Raw genomic sequence first — 15,586 nt, 5'->3', positions numbered from 1 at the left:
ACAGAGTCAGACAGCAAATTATATGGAAAACTCTTTCACTGCAATATTTGAAAAAGTCGATGACTGGTATATTGGCTACGTCCAAGAGTTACCTGGTGCAAATGTCCAAGAAAGAACTCTGGAAGAAGCAAGGGAAAGCCTGCGGGAAGCTATCGAGCTAATTATAATATCGAATCGGCAACTTGCAGAGCAACAACTCTGCGGTAAAGATGTTGTACGTGAAAAGATTACAGTCAAAATATCGTGAAGAGACGAGAATTATAGCGCAACTCAATTGAATGAAGTAATTATTTATCTGTGTCCATCTGTGTCCATCTGTGGTTCATTATTTCTTTGGTGTACCTTACAAGAATTCCAAACCGCGATAAAATTGCCATCTGGAAGCTAACGGTTATCTTTTGCTTCGGGAAGCTGGAAAACACACCATTTACTACAATCCATCAAACAATAGAACATCAGCAGTTCCAAGACATACTGAGATAGTTGATATTTTGGCTGTGAAAATTTGTAAAGATTTGGAAATACCTCCACCGTAGTAATATTGGTATCTAGAACACCAATTTATCTAATCTTAAGCAACAGCATATCCTGTATGGGGACGAACATTAGGTGGATGAAATCCTAACACAATCCTATCTTTAGGAATTCCTGCGGCTACTAATTCATAGGTTACGCCATCTTCTGTATCGTCCCGTTGCACCCATACCTTGCCATCAATAATGTCAATATGGACTAAACAACCGTGAATCCGCTTAACACCATCCCATCCGAAAGTAATAAGTAAATAGCTATCATTTTCGCTATCGAAGACTGTTTTACACTGAATGTCTCCGTGCGAGTAAGGAATTTGTGTATATGGAACTAATACGTCTTTAATAATGCGACGATAAGTATTTAAGGTATCCATTGCACAATCGTCTCACTGTCAGGATTGAACACGACTAGGTAGAGATTCTCGCTCTCTATCAAAAGTTTACCAATTGGTTCCTCGAATAAAGCTGTAAATACATTGTCGCGCACTGCTAAATACAATGTCCGTTCAGGTTCAAGACGCCCAATAACAGCCCGGTACATGACAAATCCCCCGATAGCATCTTTTAAGTCTTGCATTTCCGACGGACTCACAAAACTTTTTATTTCCACAGCTATCTTTTTATTTCCCTGTTCGGCGGCTAGTAGTCGTTGTGCTCCTAAATCCACATACATATCTTTCTGCCCCCATTTTAAATGTAGAGGGTCGTCTGTAATTGTCCAGCCGTCTTTAAGCAAAGCATTTTTAACAGCATCATGATAAATATCTCTTGCTGGCATATCAAAACTAAGGTATTGCTGAAATAAAAAATGGTTGGGTTTTATCCGGATAGATTTATGACTGATATGTATAAAAAGAAGAACTCATGAATGATTGATATTATACTCTAAATCATGCTGCTCCTCAGTAAAATCCACTTTTCACCTCAACTCTTATCAGCAGGAACCATAACACATGGAATATCTTACCACTCATCTTGAAGACGTATGGCGCGATTTATGGCAAGCTTTGGGCACTAGAGAATCCTGGACATCTGAGAACGCTAAGTGCAAAGATATACAGCACAGGCTCTCATACTTCAACTCTCTTCATTCAGCCGAGCCAGACTCTATTGATGATGTTATTCAAGCTTTATCAAGAGGATTTAACCTTATTAAATCTGGGTTAGAATGGCAAGAACCTGCTGCTGGTCACAACTCAATTGAAGAACCTAATGATACACATAAGGCGCGTGGTATTCAGTGGCGACTTGTGATGGCATACAATGGATTTGAGATGGTTACAAAGACATTACTAATTAAAGAAAAATATCTAACCCCAGAAACTATCAAAGACTTTACAAATAAATGCTACTTACCAGACTACAGTTCATTAAATCCGCCAGCGACTACAAGGGTAAATCTTGAAAAATGGCTAAACAAACCATCTCGTGAAGAAAAAAGTGCAATTGCTGATTTCCTCAGTCTTGAGAATGGAGATAAAACAATCATCGAAGAATCGATTGTTAAATCTACTCCTGTGACTAACTGGACAGAAGCTGTAAGACTTGCTAAAGCACTTCGGAATGCAACTGCTCATGGTGCGCTTTCAGCAAGTAAAGTTAAATCATGGGGACTTCAAAAGCCACTGCTAACTTTATCCGATAATCTTGGAGAAATCGTTTTGGCTGGTATGCGAAAGTTAATATAGTGAGAGAATCCAGGGTAAAGTGTGTTTGCGTTTCGTAACTCCTCCAGTCCCCTTTGAAATTATGGGTGCGCCTTGCTATCACGCCGCCCCAGCACTGGCGGAGCCAATCGCCACTGACAGTTATGTAACTCCTGATGTCTGCTATTATTACAAAGGTGAATTGTATGCATATTCGCGAGCAACAGAGTGACCCAAATAACTTCGCTCCTAAGTTTGAAGGGTTTTTTCTCCAGATGGTTATGCCAGGACTACAGCAGAGAGTCCAGAAAATTGTTACCCAAGGACTAGGTTCAGATTGGAAGATTAAACCGATTGGTGACAATTTCACTGAGTTTGAGGTAACCAAAAAGCAAGATGCTTTGTCAGTTAAACAAGCTTGGGATAAAAGTTATTATCTGCGTTCCCAGCCAGGAGTTGTAGATGCACAGCCACTGTTTGCTGTTCCTATACCCAACTACCCCGCCTGGAATGACGAGTCAACACAGCCTAGGGCTACCTTTGCGCCCAAAAATCTCGACGAAAGCAGTGATGTAGAATGGAGTCTCAAGCAGCTGCGAGTCTTTGAGGCATGGTCACGCTTTTTCCCAGACCCCAAAAAACGACCAGGGGATGGGATTATCGTTGGGCTTCCTGATACGGGCTATTCGGAACATCCGGAAATTATTGCCAATCTGCTCCTTGAACAAGGTTACGATTTTCTTAAGGGTGACAAAGACCCAAAAGACGAACTCGAAACATCTGGGGGCGAAATTATTAACAATCCAGGTCATGGCACATCTACAGCCAGTGTCATCATCAGCCCAAGAGGGGGACAAGGCAAGTACCCAAGCGGAAAAACTGTGGCGGGGGTGGCACCTGGTGCCAAATTAGTACCCCTTCGAGTTTCATACTCAGTTGTACTATTGAGCGTACGTAATTTATCTGAAGCGATTGAGTACGCCGCAGATCATGGTGTTCATGTCCTTTCAATTAGTCTGGGAACTGGTTTGTTCAACCCGCGTCTGCGGAGTGCAATAACTTATGCCCAAAAACGAGGCGTAATCATCGTTGCAGCATCTGGTACCATGGTTCCCTACGTGGTTTGGCCTGCTGCCTATGAGGAAGTGATTGCTGTGACTGGCAGTAATGTGCGACGTGAGATTTGGTGGGGTGCATCGCGGGGAAGCCAAGTTGATGTCACTGCTCCTGGTGAGTCAGTTTGGTATGCAAAAGTCGAGAAGAATAATGGTCAGATTAGCTATAACGTTCTGCAAGGCTCCGGCACTTCATTTTCTGCACCATTCGTCGCGGGTGTAGCAGCTTTATGGCTATCATATCATGGGCGATCGCAACTTATCGAACGCTATGGAGCCGAAAAGATTCCTTTCATCTTTAATCAAATTCTACGCGACAGTTGTGAGAAATTTCCCACATGGAAGCCAAATCAATTCGGTGAAGGTATCGTGAATGCAGAGAAAGTACTTGCTGCACCACTACCTGATAATGTGACTCGTTCAATCATTGCACCAGGGTTTGCCTTAGAACAACACCCGTCTATAGACAACGGCAGACTCGACACCTTCGCCCATCTCTTTGAGCAAGAATTATCACAAAATCAACCCCAAAATAATTTTCTTGGAGTAGTTCGAGATGATACTAAGCTCCGAGCAAGTCTTGCTCAACTGTTGCAGACAACAGAAACAGAATTACCAAGGCGATTGAAAGAGGTGGGACAAGAGCTAGCTTTTTACCTTACCATAAACCCAGAGCTGTACAAGCAATTTGCAGCAACTCTATCTAGTCAAAAGCCTCATTCGACTCAGTTTCAAAGTCAGCCTTTTACGGAGTCATCAAAGCCAAAGAATCTAGATTTCTTGCGCGAGAAATTGTTATTGCACGGTGTCTCGGAAGCCTTGAAGACAAAGCTAGGATGAAATCGTGAACTACCCACACTTCTGCTGACGCAGTAAGTGTGCGCTTCCGGCGTCATTGACAGATGCCTTTCTACCTTTCGGCTTATTGGTCTTACTCCGCCTCGGCACGGCAATAACGGGGTTCCCTCCGTCATTGTTTTGCAATATCCGAATTCCTTCGTTTCTGATGTTTAATGCTGCATTACCATCACGGTCGTGGTGAGTCTCGCACTTGGGACAATCCCATTCACGGAATAAGAGCGTTAGCTCGTCTAGGACATGACCGCAGCATGAACACATTTTAGAACTGGGGAAGAATCTCCCTATCTCCACAAGTGAGCAGCGCCTTGCGGGGGTTCCCGAGGCAGTGCGTTGCGGGGGTTCCCCCCGTTGTAGCAACTGCCGTCCCGTTGTGGCGACTGCGAACCCGGAGGGCTGTCCTTCTTTCCATTTCAACTTGTAGTCAAGGAAATTGATGAACATTCCCCAACCTACATCGGATATTGACTTTGATAGCTTACGGTTTCGTACCATTCCCTTGACGTGGAGATTCTCCACAACAATAATTTGGCTTTCGTCTACCAGTTTCCTGCTTAATTTGTGCAAAAAGTCTTGGCGGGAATTTGATACTCGTTCATGAACCTTGGCTACGAGTTTTCTGTATTTATTTCTTGAGTTACTACCTTTAACTTTACGAGCAAGCTTTTTCTGCTTCCTGGCTAGATTTTTCTCATGACGCTTGAGGTGTTTCGGATTTGAGTACTTTGTAACTTGTTCGCCATCATGAACAATAGCAAAGTCTTTCAACCCAAGGTCAATACCAAGTGTCTTATCACCAGATACTTGACCAGTTTCACCATCGAACTCAAGCAGGATTGAAGCAAAGTATTTATCTGTAGGAGTCTTGACTATTGTACAAGTCTTAACTTTACCTTCAATAGGTCGATGAAAGACCGCTTTAACAGTCCCAATCTTGGGGACATCCAAGCAATCACCCACAACTTTAACGTTTTGGGGATATTGAATCGATTGTTTGTGATGTTTTGACTTGAACCTAGGGAATTTAGCACGTCCCTCAAAAAAGTTGGAGTAAGCTTTGTTTAAATTGATTGCTACACATTGCAAGACAGCAGAATAACAATCCTCTTTTAACCAAGGGTTCTCTAGCTTTAATTTGGGAAGATAAGCCTTGTAGACGCTTAGCTTTAATGACTTTCCAGTTTCTTCATAGTGTTGGATGCAAGCATTAAGGGCATAGTTCCAATACCACCTTGCACAACCAAACGATTTGGCTAGAAATATTTCTTGTTCAGTTGTTGGGTATAACCTGACCTTCACTGCCTTCAACACTTTAATCACCTCCTTTGTACACCTATGCTAACATATATGAGGGAACAATGGTGGAACACAATGAAAAACAAAGAATTAAAAATACGAATTAGTGAACGTCGGCTTAATAAAGTGCGCCTATACGCCGTTCATGCTGATAAGACTATGACTCAAGTAATAGAGGAGCTTATTGACTCGTTGCCAACCATAGAGGTAGACAAAAAAAGCGCTATTCCCACTCCCTCGTCAACCGATGGTTGACATTGGTCGGGGAATGCACTCTTTTTGTCCGGGCATTCATCTTGATCGAATTCAGTTACCACAGAAAAACAGGCTTAAAGGCAATAGCAGACTGCTAATAGTAATAGTCATGCTGCAATCCTTGGCGTCCTTTATTTCTTTCTCTACAGTCTTGCTTGTTCGTCGAGTAGAAAGCCCCATTGACTTAAGTAGACGGGTAATGTGGTAATTGCTAACCTTAATTCCCAATTCTTGCGCGAGATGTTTCCCTAACCATTGCGCTGTCCAGCGTTCAAATGCATAGCCATAGTCACGCGGGCTATGGCTCGCCAGTTCTTTCAAGCGCTCAAGATATTGCTGATTAATTGCCTTGGGGCGTCCCATCGGGCGTTCATCCCACTTGTGAGCCTGACCTGTCTGTGCCATAGTAATCCAGTATCGTGCAGTCTCTTGAGCGCACAAGAGCGCTTCACAGATTTGTGCTTGAGATTGACCCGCATCTGCAAGCAACATGATTTCAATACGACGGCGATATTCCGGACGTAAATCGGCTTTTAGACTCTTGTGCAGAAGCTTGCGCTCAAAAGCTGTTAAGTAATGACCTTGATTTTCCACTGCAATTCCCTCTTGCATAACTTAAGTAGAACAGCCTCATTAGTTGGGTACATCTCAATGCGTGCAGGAACACATCAAACTACAAACTAAAGTCGCAGCATTTCGGATTATCCACCAGATATATTTACTAAACAGTAGATGCTTCCAATTAGTTTTCATATCTCACTGATAGCCCTTATTACCTCAGCTAAAGCATCCTTAAGCTTGAGATTCTCAAGTATGCTCCTTGGGTAAAAATTGAAAATTTGGGTTTTATTGCCAAGATGAAAACTTCTATTTACTTCTCAGAATCTAAGCCTAGAATTATGCCGCTTGTTACAAAAATTAAAATTTGGGTAATGGTCATAAAGGGCGACTCTAGTTGGTCATGCTGCGACGATTGCATTCCTCCTTAAGGAGGATTTTATATTTTTTTATATTTAGAGAGTAAAATTTTCTATTCTACTCTTTTTTGTTTTTTTTGTAGCAAATGAAGCTTGAAAAAGCTTTCCTATAATAGAAAACTGTTTGTCTCACTCAGATTTCAAACCTAAAAAAATTTGAACATTACTACTTTAGTTTTGTTTGATTAACTTTACTGAAACTATTGACGTGCTTATTTTGCCCTCATAATATATAAATCAAGTAGATTGAATAACTCAGTTTAATCTCTATCTAAATCTTTGGATGAAACTAGAAATAGCTAGATGACGATTTTTTAGGGGTGCGTGCATATTCTGAGCTATTTATTTAGCATTTGAAATGCTGAATAACTAATTTAGTTGCTCAATGAAGATTCTCAAATTGAAGTCAAAATTCATGAGAATCAACAGTGGTATAAATCAACCTTGACGACATCTACCATGCGATATAGATAATTCGCAAAGGAGAAATCCAGGAAGTTAACAAATGAGATTTTGAGGGGCAAGTCAAATGCATTGCCTAACTCTTTAAAATGGCTGCAGAAATAGATTGCACCTTCCAACTCTTTTGTTCTCAAAAAGTTTTTGCGATGCCACCCTCTCAATTCTCTCAACTGACTGCTGGAAGCTGAACTACCAGTAGTCAGTTGAGTTTGTTCGCATTAGTTATTGAAGGAACCAGGTAAAAACAATGGCGATAACACTTAGCGACGCGGCACTTAACAACATTGAATCAACAGAATTGCAAGAAATCCAAAAAGAAACAAACTTATTCGAGCCATCAACAGCAGGAACAGCACTTCAAGAACTCGAACAACCAGAAGCAACCGTTTTCAACCTATCAACAACAACAAGTCCAACTAGACCGCAACTCACTTCAGAGCAGCAATCTGCTATAGATGTACTAAATACATTAGAATCAGGCACATCCACAACTGATAATAGAAGCTTCACAACTTCTGGTTCTTCTGGTTTTAATCAAATTCAAGGCACTCCAAACGGCGAAACAATCTATGGCACTAATGGTAAAGATATCATTGCCGCTTTGGGTGGCAATGATACAGTCTATGGTCTAGATGCAAATGACACTATCAGCGGAGGAAGCGGAATTGACACCGTCAGTGGTGGTGCTGGGGCTGACATCATCTATGGGGACTCTAATCCTAGTGGAAATTTAGACTTGATTGCAAGTGGCAATGATATCCTCTATGGTAATGAGGGAGACGACCAAATCTTTGGTCAAGACCGTGACGACCAAATCTTTGGTGGTTCTGGAAATGACTATATTGAGGGTGGGAAAGGAATCGACTTAATCTATGGTGAGGCTGGCAACGACATACTCTACGGTGATGACATAGAGAACAATTCCGGCGTTAGCGGTGACGACACAATCTATGGTGGGACTGGCAATGACAGCATTTATGGTAGTCGGGGGAATGATAGCCTCTTTGGTAATGCTGGAAAAGATTTAATTGTTGGTGGACAAGGTAACGACACCCTTGATGGCGGCGACGGTAACGATACATTGATTGGTACTGACACTGCGTTCTATGGTCAACGGCAACTAGGATTTGGCTTAGGCGAGATTGATACCTTAACCGGTGGGAAAGGTAACGACACATTCGTCCTTGGACTTGCACAAGCAAATGCCAGGGATGCAAACGGTAATGATACTGTTGTACAGGATGTCGTTTTATACGATGATGGCAATGTTTTCGCCAATGGCGTTCGAGACTACGCTCTGATTAAAGATTTTGGCTTCGTTAACGACAGTTTTAACCGTGGTGTAGATAAAATCCAGCTGGCAGGTGAACAGAGCTGGTATTCATTGGGTGCATCTCCTGTTAGCTCAGTATCTGGTACAGCAGTATTTTACACCCAAGGTCAAGATGTGCATGAACTTATTGGTATTGTCGAGGGAATTTCGCAGCAAAATCTCAGTCTTTCCAATACCAGTCAATTCACTTTCGTTTGATTGGAAATTGTAACTCAGGTACTAAACCAAAATCTCAGCTTTTGTGCTTCTTTTCGGTTGAGCGCAAGCATGCTGGGAAACCATGCTCAATCCTACTTGCATAGGAAAGGATTAAAACTTTATGGCTTCAGATATTGCAGTTCAATTTGGTGATATACTGCAAAACCCCACAATCTTTCCCCAAGAACAAGGCAAACTAAACATTGTTGTTAAGAATCAGGGCGATGCACAGATCAACGGACCTGTAAACCTTAAACTTTATGCATCAACCGACAACATTCTTGACACGAATAACCTAGATACCCTTGGTCCAACAAGGGGTGCAAGCGATCGCCTCGAAGGCACAGATGAGTTACTGGGTAATTTGAATGGTCAAACAGTTAACTTAGCGCCAGGTCAGTCCCAAACCTTGACTGTAGACTTTGCTGGATCTGATTTCCGTACTGCGAGTGTTGTGTCCCCAGGACTCTATTATCTGTTTGCACAGGTGGAGCCGGGTAACAATGTTACTGATAGTAATACAGCCAACAACACAGCCAACCAGTTAATTACTCAAGGTGACGCTGTTATCCAATGGAATTCTGTTTTCTTAAATGCTGTACAGACTACGGGTAAAAACGGTGATATTGGTACATCACCTCCACTACAAACACGCGATCTGGCGATAATGAACACGGCAATTTATGATGCCGTCAACGCAATTGACCGGACGCACAAGCCTTACCTAGTGAACGATATCAGCGCATCTGAAGCTCTTGGCGCGTCGAAAGAAGCTGCGGCAGTTCAAGCAGCACACGATACACTAGTCGCTGTGTTCACAGACCCACGATATTCCCCACCAGACCCACAGGGAAATAGACTACGCTCAGACACAATAAACACATTAAAAGCCACATTTGACGAACAACTCAACAGGTCTCTCGCAGCAATCCCTAATGGCGATGCTAAAACCAAGGGCATTGCTATAGGAGGAAAGGTTGCCCAGGAAATACTCGCTAATCGGGTAAATGATGGTGCAGCGACTGCTCAAGTACCCTACACACCAGGAAAGGGCTTTGGCGATTGGCAGCCAACTCCCCCCGATTTTAAGCCAGCATTATTGGCGCAGTGGGGCAATGTTACTCCCTTTGGTCTATCGAGTGGTAACCAGTTCCGCCCGGATACTATCCCTGAGTATGCTAGCCCTCGGTACGCGAGAGATTTTAACCAAGTCAAGTCGCTTGGTCAAGATAATAGCACTGTCCGCAACGCAGACCAGACGGAAATCGCTCAATTCTGGGCATACGATCGCAACGACACCTTCAGACCACCAGGTCAGTTGCTCGAGGCTGTGGAAGAAGTAGCATTAGCTAAGGGCAATACGCTGGAGCAGAACGCCCGTTTGTTTGCGCTGCATAGCATTGCTCAAGCTGATGCGGGCATTGCTGCGTGGGATGCCAAGTACACCTACGAGGAATTGCGCCCAATTACTGCAATCCAGAATGCAGATAAGGACAACAATCCAGACACGATTGCCGATCCAAATTGGAACCCACTGCTAACGACGCCGAACTTCCCTGACTACATATCAGGGCATTCCGTATTTGCTGGTGCAACAGCCGAAGTTCTCAGAAAATTCTACGGCACGGACAACATCAGTTTTGACATTCCTTCACAGGAATTACCTGGTGTTGCTCGCTCATACGGCAGCTTTACGCAGTTCGCCCAGGAAGATGCCCTTAGCCGCATTTACGGTGGAATCCATATTGACACAGCCGCTGTAGATGGCGTGCAAGTAGGCACAAATGTGGGCAACTTCGTGTCTAATAACTTTTTGATTTAGTAGATAGTGGAATAACCAACAACTAACAACTACCAACTTATGTACAGACGCGCCATGGCGCGTCTCTACAACTAACAACTAACAATTGATGATGGAGGGTTCTTATTGGTTCACTCCACAACACTAGCACTCAAAGACTACTCAAGTTTCTCTTGTAATAAATCGTGTTGCAGCAGGGCATCTGCTGCCTGATTGATAGAATCAAAACTCATACCGGATCTATCTGCAATATCCAGCAAAGTATAGTTCCCGTCAGACAAATTCAGAACCCACAACATAGCCATTTCTCTCATTTTTGTATCCGTCTGTCCACCGATTGCGCCGTATAGACCCCTTTTCCCCAACTGCGGCTCACATTTTGGATTTTGGTTGAGGTATTTTTTGTTGTTTTCTAGTATATGCAGAACTGACAAACACTTGGAGAATGAATCGGCAAGGTACTCGGTTTGTACGAGATCCAAATTGTCTGCTGATGTATGATATTCTGGATAACAACTGTGCGGTGTTCTCATGAAACAACCCACAGGTAAGTTAAATCCTGGTGAACAAAACTGCCGTTCGTCATACCCATAAGGAAAGAAATCTATGATTTCAGAATCTTTACCAGAATGCTTTAAGACATGAGTCACGGCTTTGTCGATTTCCGCATCACCTCGACGGCTTTTTTTATAAGTAGACTTGCCCGGATCGCCTAGACAAGTTAAAACTAAACCGTGTTTAATCTTGTGAACCTGATTTTCATTTAAAGAAAGCCAAGTGATGGAACCGATAGTTCCAGGAATGAAGATAAATCGATAAGAGTACGAAAGATTTATTTGGCTCAGATATTTTGCCAGGAATGTTGCGATCGCAATACCAGAGAGATTATCATTACAAAGTGATGGATGACAGGCATGGCATGATATGAGTACTTCGTCTGGTTTCTCTCCTTTAAGGTAATACTCGCCATACGTTAGATGACCGTCCTCCAGGGAAGAATCGATGCACACCTCATACTCTTCGTCTTGTAGTTCCAAGAATTGTTTGTGACTAAGACAAAAGCCCCAGCTTTCTTTGTAATATGAAGTTCGATAAGGAATCCAATCAGGGCGATCGCTTAGTGTAAATAAATGTTTCTTTAATTCCTTTAAATGCATCTTTTGCTTAACAGGCACGCTGTAATTAACAACGTGCAAGTTTGATTTATTAAAGTCTATAATTCTTTCTCCTTTGGAATTCTTAACATACGCATCTTTGATATTCCACTCTTTAGGCACTGTCCAATCAAAAACTTGAGTACCAGTTGGAACTTCATGCTGAGTTAATTCAATATGTTTTTTAATCCAATGCAGCGTTTCTCGAAAACCATTGCCAGTAATAGAGCGGCAAATAGGATACAATTGTGATATTAACTGGTACATTTCTTGGCTAACTTCGTTTGGCTTAAGCCTCTCTTTAATATCAGTAATATTCACGTTTTTAACCTTTTATAGAAATAATTAAATTTTCAATCTAAGCTAAATCTAATCAGCTTGCTAGTTTAGTTTTCAAGTTAAAAAATCACTTTGCGACAATAAAAAGCTTCAGCATACTTATTGGGCGCATTGGATTCAATTCCTCGTAGTCTTAGAATTGATAAAAATGTTTCTTCTGTAAACCATTGTTTGTTATTTTGCGATGGGAAGCTGTCAATAATATACTTAATTTTTTCTTGACAAATTTCCTCGTTTAAATGTACAAAAAAATTAGGATTTCCTAAATCTCCATCATACTTAGGTATTTCATACTCTAGGATTAAATGATTCCTAAATGTATTCCAAGTAAAGTCACAAATTAAGCGATGGTCTTGATGCAGATCGTGACGAGAATGAGTCAAAATTAAATCAGGATTATAATCTTGCTTTAATTGCTCAAAAAAGTGTTTAATTTCAATTCCAATGAAAGGAAAAAAACCATCTTGAAATTGTTTGATTACTATATTTTTTTCTGGGACTTTTTCTAAAAATTTATTAGCGCTGTGATAAGCTTCCTTTTCTCTTTGTATATTTGAGCTAAATACAACCCAATAAAACACAATATTCGGGTAACTTTCTATCAATCTTAAGATTGTGCCTCCACAACCAATTTCTATATCATCGCAATGCGCTCCTAAACACAAAACTTTATAACTTGAGTCGTTCTTTTCCTCAAAATTGAATTTCAGCATATTGCACAAATATCTCGCAAAGAAAATTTTAAATATCGCGCAAAGACGAGCCAGCGCTATGCAGGAGGGTTTCCCTCGTGCCGGCTCTGGCGTCGCAAAGACGCTATGAAAACTTTGCGCCTTTGCGTCTTTGCGCGAAAAATTCATCCGGTTCGTGGGTAAAATTCGATGGTATTTATCCTTAAGCCAATTTGACTGGTACAGAATCATGAGCAACATGGTGAATACGACTATATTGCAAAGATTTTGCCTTTCTTTCATGATTCCATACTGCCCAAGGAGCGTTACCTTGACAATACATATCATCTAACTGCTGTTGCTCTTTGAAGGTATCCATGCACGCCCAAAAGCCATTGTATTTATAAGCAGCTAGCTGTTTTAATTTAATTAATCTTTGAAATGGTTCGTTCACCAATTCTTCTCCGGGTTGGATATATTTAAAGATATCTTTCTTAAATACAAAGAAGCCTCCATTTATCCGAATCCCGGCTTGCTGGACACTTTGAATATCAGTGACCAAACCATTTTCTTGCATGGAAACTAAATGGAAACTTTGCGAGGGTTTGACGCAGAGAAAACTAGCTATTTTGTCATCTCTATAAAAGTCTTCAATTATGTCAGGCAGGTGTAAATCTGTCAAGCCATCACTGTAATTAGCTAAAAATACCTCTTCCCCTTCTAAGTATTCTTCAACAGCCTTGAACCTTTGACCAATATTTGAAGTCAAGCCTGTATCGACAAAAGTAATTTTCCAATCTTCAATATCACTATTTAGAAGTTGGATTTTTTTGCCTCCCTCCTGTAACGTAAAATCATTAGAAACACACTCATCATAATTGAGAAAGTAATTCTTGATGACGTCTGCTTTATAACCAAGGCACAAAATAAAATCTTTGTGTCCGTAGTGGGCATAGTATTTCATGACATGCCACAATATTGGTCTGTAGCCAATATTAACCATCGGTTTAGGGACATTGGCGAAAAATTCTCTTAATCTTGTTCCTAAACCACCGCAGAATAAAACTACTTTCATTGTATTTTCCTTTTTTTCTCTGATTAAATTTCAATGAATTTTCAGTTGATTTATAGAGCATGAATTCACTAATCACGAACCTAACCCCCCAGCGTCCTTCCCACCTCTCCCTAAGCCTCTCCTTTTAGGAGAGGGAAGCGGAAAAACTTTTTTTGTGGGAAGGGGGAGCTAAATTCCCCTCCCCTACCAGGGGAGGGGTTAGGGGAGAGGTTCTTCCAAGATTACTGACTTGATTTCTAGCTGGCTCAAGAATAGACATTAACTTCGGGAATCGGTACGATAAATTGACAACCCCAATCACGTACATACGACATCTGTGACATGATCTCGTTTTTCAAATTCCAAGGTAAAATCAACAGATAGTCTGGCTGTGTTTCTTGAATTTTATCTGGATGAAAGATTGGTATATGAGTTCCTGGTAAGAATTTACCTTGTTTGTATGGGTTCCTATCTACGGTGTAATCAATGAAATCTTCTCTAATCCCACAATAATTCAAAAGGGTGTTACCTTTACCAGGAGCGCCGTAACCAGCAATTGTTTTTCCTTGTCGTTTCGCTGAAATTAAAAATTCTAAAAGTTTGAACTTGGTTTCTTTCACCTTTTCACCAAAGGAAAAATAATGTTTTAGATTGCTAAATCCAGCAGCTTCTTCCCTTGCTCTTAGTTCCTTTACCTGCTGACTAATAGGTTTAGAAGTATCTTCTGCTTGTCTTGCATAAATTCTTAGAGAACCACCATGAGTTGACAGTTCTTCTACATCAAAGATTGTTAAACCGTGCTCTGCAAAAAGTTTCTCTACTGTGAGCAACGACAAGTAAGAAAAGTGTTCGTGATAAATGGTGTCAAACTGGTTTCCCTCCATCAGTCGCATTAAATGAGGAAACTCCATAGTAATGACACCTTGAGGTTTGAGTAAAATTTTAGCGCCTGCTACAAAATCGTTGATATCAGGTACGTGAGCAAGTACATTATTAGCCACTAATAAATCGGCTTGCGTACCATCAGCAGCTAATTCATTCGCTGTGTTTTTTCCAAAGAACTTTACAACTGTGGGAATGCCTTTTTTTATAGCTACCTTAGCGACATTAGCTGCTGGTTCTATGCCCAGAACATTAATTCCTTTGGCAAGAAAATATTGCAATAAGTAACCATCGTTACTAGCTATTTCCACGACTTGAGTATATGAGTGTAACCTAAAGCGAGCTATTACGTTTTCGGTATAATTCTTGGCGTGTTGTAGCCAAGAGTCAGAGTAAGACGAAAAGTAAGCATACTCAGTGAAGATGTCTTGCGGGCTGACATATTCCTGAAGTTGAACTAAAAAACAGCGATCGCACACATAGACGTGCAGCGGATAGAAAGCCTCCATTTGGTTAAGCTGTTCAGGTGACACGTAGCTTTCACAAAGCGGTGACATTCCCAAATCAACAAAGGTATGCTTTAATGTTGATCCACAAAATCGACAGCAACCACGATTGAGGGTTGTACCATTCTGTACGTAGGACTCCAAAGTTGTCTTAATCATTTATTAGCTTCTTTAAGTGTTATGTGTAACTTGATAGAGCGACTCCAAGGGAGATCCCCCCAACCCCCCTTAACAAGGGGGGCTTTGTTCTTCCGTTAACAAGGCGGGTTTTGTTCCCCCTTAACAACGGGGGCTTTGTTCCTCGCTTAACAAGGCGGGTTTTGTTCCCCCTTAACAACGGGGGCTTTGTTCCTCGCTTAACAAGGCGGGTTTTGTTCCTCGCTTAACAAGGCGGGTTTTGTTCCTCGCTTAACAAGGCGGGTTTTGTTCCTCGCTTAACAAGGCGGGTTTTGTTCCCCCTTAATAACGGGGGCTTTGTTCCTCGCTTAACAAGGGGGGTTTTGTTC

General features: G+C 41.5%; 14 protein-coding genes. 6 read left to right on the top strand and 8 right to left on the bottom strand.

The window, feature by feature from the left end; all coding sequences use genetic code 11:
• Positions 1-22: 22 nt before the first annotated feature.
• Complete coding sequence (locus tag AACT52_RS08170; protein ID WP_073630167.1) at positions 23-247, top strand: type II toxin-antitoxin system HicB family antitoxin; 225 nt, start codon at positions 23-25, stop codon at positions 245-247.
• A gap of 324 nt (positions 248-571) precedes the next feature.
• Here the strand turns inward: AACT52_RS08170 and AACT52_RS08165 are convergent, their stop codons facing one another.
• Positions 572-907 carry a XisI protein gene (locus tag AACT52_RS08165; protein ID WP_073630163.1) on the bottom strand — a complete coding sequence of 112 codons (336 nt, stop codon included), beginning with the start codon at positions 905-907 and terminating at the stop codon, positions 572-574.
• A complete protein-coding gene (locus tag AACT52_RS08160; protein WP_073630161.1) occupies positions 895-1,311 on the bottom strand; it encodes an element excision factor XisH family protein in 417 nt (138 codons plus the stop codon). Before AACT52_RS08160 ends, AACT52_RS08165 begins: the two co-directional genes overlap by 13 nt.
• 175 nt (positions 1,312-1,486) lie before the next feature.
• On the opposite strand from AACT52_RS08160, the gene AACT52_RS08155 reads away from it, so the two are divergent.
• Complete coding sequence (locus AACT52_RS08155; RefSeq protein WP_073630159.1) at positions 1,487-2,221, top strand: hypothetical protein; 735 nt, start codon at positions 1,487-1,489, stop codon at positions 2,219-2,221.
• Positions 2,222-2,385: 164 nt separating this feature from the next.
• Positions 2,386-4,134 carry a S8 family peptidase gene (locus tag AACT52_RS08150; RefSeq protein ID WP_073630157.1) on the top strand — a complete coding sequence of 583 codons (1,749 nt, stop codon included), beginning with the start codon at positions 2,386-2,388 and terminating at the stop codon, positions 4,132-4,134.
• Positions 4,135-4,143: 9 nt separating this feature from the next.
• Here AACT52_RS08150 and AACT52_RS08145 read toward each other — a convergent pair whose 3' ends face one another.
• On the bottom strand, positions 4,144-5,463 hold the full coding sequence (locus AACT52_RS08145) for an RNA-guided endonuclease InsQ/TnpB family protein (RefSeq protein WP_096549459.1): 1,320 nt from the start codon (positions 5,461-5,463) through the stop codon (positions 4,144-4,146).
• Positions 5,464-5,523: 60 nt separating this feature from the next.
• Between AACT52_RS08145 and AACT52_RS41280 the strand changes: the two genes are divergently transcribed.
• Positions 5,524-5,703, top strand: coding sequence for a hypothetical protein (locus AACT52_RS41280; protein WP_073630207.1), 180 nt, complete (start codon positions 5,524-5,526; stop codon positions 5,701-5,703).
• Positions 5,704-5,754: 51 nt separating this feature from the next.
• Here AACT52_RS41280 and AACT52_RS08140 read toward each other — a convergent pair whose 3' ends face one another.
• The gene (locus tag AACT52_RS08140; RefSeq protein ID WP_143172757.1) at positions 5,755-6,315 is read right to left on the bottom strand and encodes a helix-turn-helix domain-containing protein; all 561 of its coding nucleotides are present in this window, start codon (positions 6,313-6,315) and stop codon (positions 5,755-5,757) included.
• A gap of 1,074 nt (positions 6,316-7,389) precedes the next feature.
• Between AACT52_RS08140 and AACT52_RS08135 the strand changes: the two genes are divergently transcribed.
• Positions 7,390-8,673 (top strand): calcium-binding protein, encoded by a 1,284-nt coding sequence (locus AACT52_RS08135; RefSeq protein ID WP_073630155.1) that lies wholly within the window; start codon positions 7,390-7,392, stop codon positions 8,671-8,673.
• 121 nt (positions 8,674-8,794) lie between these two features.
• Positions 8,795-10,495 (top strand): vanadium-dependent haloperoxidase, encoded by a 1,701-nt coding sequence (locus tag AACT52_RS08130; RefSeq protein ID WP_073630153.1) that lies wholly within the window; start codon positions 8,795-8,797, stop codon positions 10,493-10,495.
• Positions 10,496-10,632: 137 nt separating this feature from the next.
• Here the strand turns inward: AACT52_RS08130 and AACT52_RS08125 are convergent, their stop codons facing one another.
• From AACT52_RS08125 to AACT52_RS08110, 4 genes are all read right to left on the bottom strand, one after another.
• A complete protein-coding gene (locus AACT52_RS08125) occupies positions 10,633-11,949 on the bottom strand; it encodes a DUF4910 domain-containing protein (RefSeq protein WP_233153878.1) in 1,317 nt (438 codons plus the stop codon).
• Positions 11,950-12,026: 77 nt separating this feature from the next.
• Positions 12,027-12,827, bottom strand: a complete 801-nt coding sequence (locus AACT52_RS08120; protein ID WP_233153877.1) for a PIG-L deacetylase family protein — start codon at positions 12,825-12,827, stop codon at positions 12,027-12,029.
• 34 nt (positions 12,828-12,861) lie between these two features.
• Entirely contained in the window at positions 12,862-13,713 is an 852-nt protein-coding gene (locus AACT52_RS08115; RefSeq protein ID WP_073630149.1) for a glucose-1-phosphate cytidylyltransferase, read from the bottom strand.
• A 245-nt stretch (positions 13,714-13,958) separates the two neighbouring features.
• A complete protein-coding gene (locus AACT52_RS08110; protein WP_073630147.1) occupies positions 13,959-15,239 on the bottom strand; it encodes a class I SAM-dependent methyltransferase in 1,281 nt (426 codons plus the stop codon).
• Between the last annotated feature and the right edge of the window lie 347 nt (positions 15,240-15,586).

The organism is Scytonema sp. HK-05, from assembly GCF_963872035.1.
Lineage (GTDB): Bacteria > Cyanobacteriota > Cyanobacteriia > Cyanobacteriales > Nostocaceae > Kalymmatonema.
This window is presented reverse-complemented; position numbering and strand designations above follow the sequence as displayed.

Coding starts and splice junctions, on each gene's coding strand:
- AACT52_RS08170 (WP_073630167.1), top strand. CDS start 23: ATGGAAAACTCTTTCACTGCAATATTTGAAAAAGTCGATGACTGGTAT.
- AACT52_RS08165 (WP_073630163.1), bottom strand. CDS start 907: ATGGATACCTTAAATACTTATCGTCGCATTATTAAAGACGTATTAGTT.
- AACT52_RS08160 (WP_073630161.1), bottom strand. CDS start 1,311: ATGCCAGCAAGAGATATTTATCATGATGCTGTTAAAAATGCTTTGCTT.
- AACT52_RS08155 (WP_073630159.1), top strand. CDS start 1,487: ATGGAATATCTTACCACTCATCTTGAAGACGTATGGCGCGATTTATGG.
- AACT52_RS08150 (WP_073630157.1), top strand. CDS start 2,386: ATGCATATTCGCGAGCAACAGAGTGACCCAAATAACTTCGCTCCTAAG.
- AACT52_RS41280 (WP_073630207.1), top strand. CDS start 5,524: ATGAAAAACAAAGAATTAAAAATACGAATTAGTGAACGTCGGCTTAAT.
- AACT52_RS08140 (WP_143172757.1), bottom strand. CDS start 6,315: ATGCAAGAGGGAATTGCAGTGGAAAATCAAGGTCATTACTTAACAGCT.
- AACT52_RS08135 (WP_073630155.1), top strand. CDS start 7,390: ATGGCGATAACACTTAGCGACGCGGCACTTAACAACATTGAATCAACA.
- AACT52_RS08130 (WP_073630153.1), top strand. CDS start 8,795: ATGGCTTCAGATATTGCAGTTCAATTTGGTGATATACTGCAAAACCCC.
- AACT52_RS08120 (WP_233153877.1), bottom strand. CDS start 12,827: ATGAATTTTTCGCGCAAAGACGCAAAGGCGCAAAGTTTTCATAGCGTC.
- AACT52_RS08115 (WP_073630149.1), bottom strand. CDS start 13,713: ATGAAAGTAGTTTTATTCTGCGGTGGTTTAGGAACAAGATTAAGAGAA.
- AACT52_RS08110 (WP_073630147.1), bottom strand. CDS start 15,239: ATGATTAAGACAACTTTGGAGTCCTACGTACAGAATGGTACAACCCTC.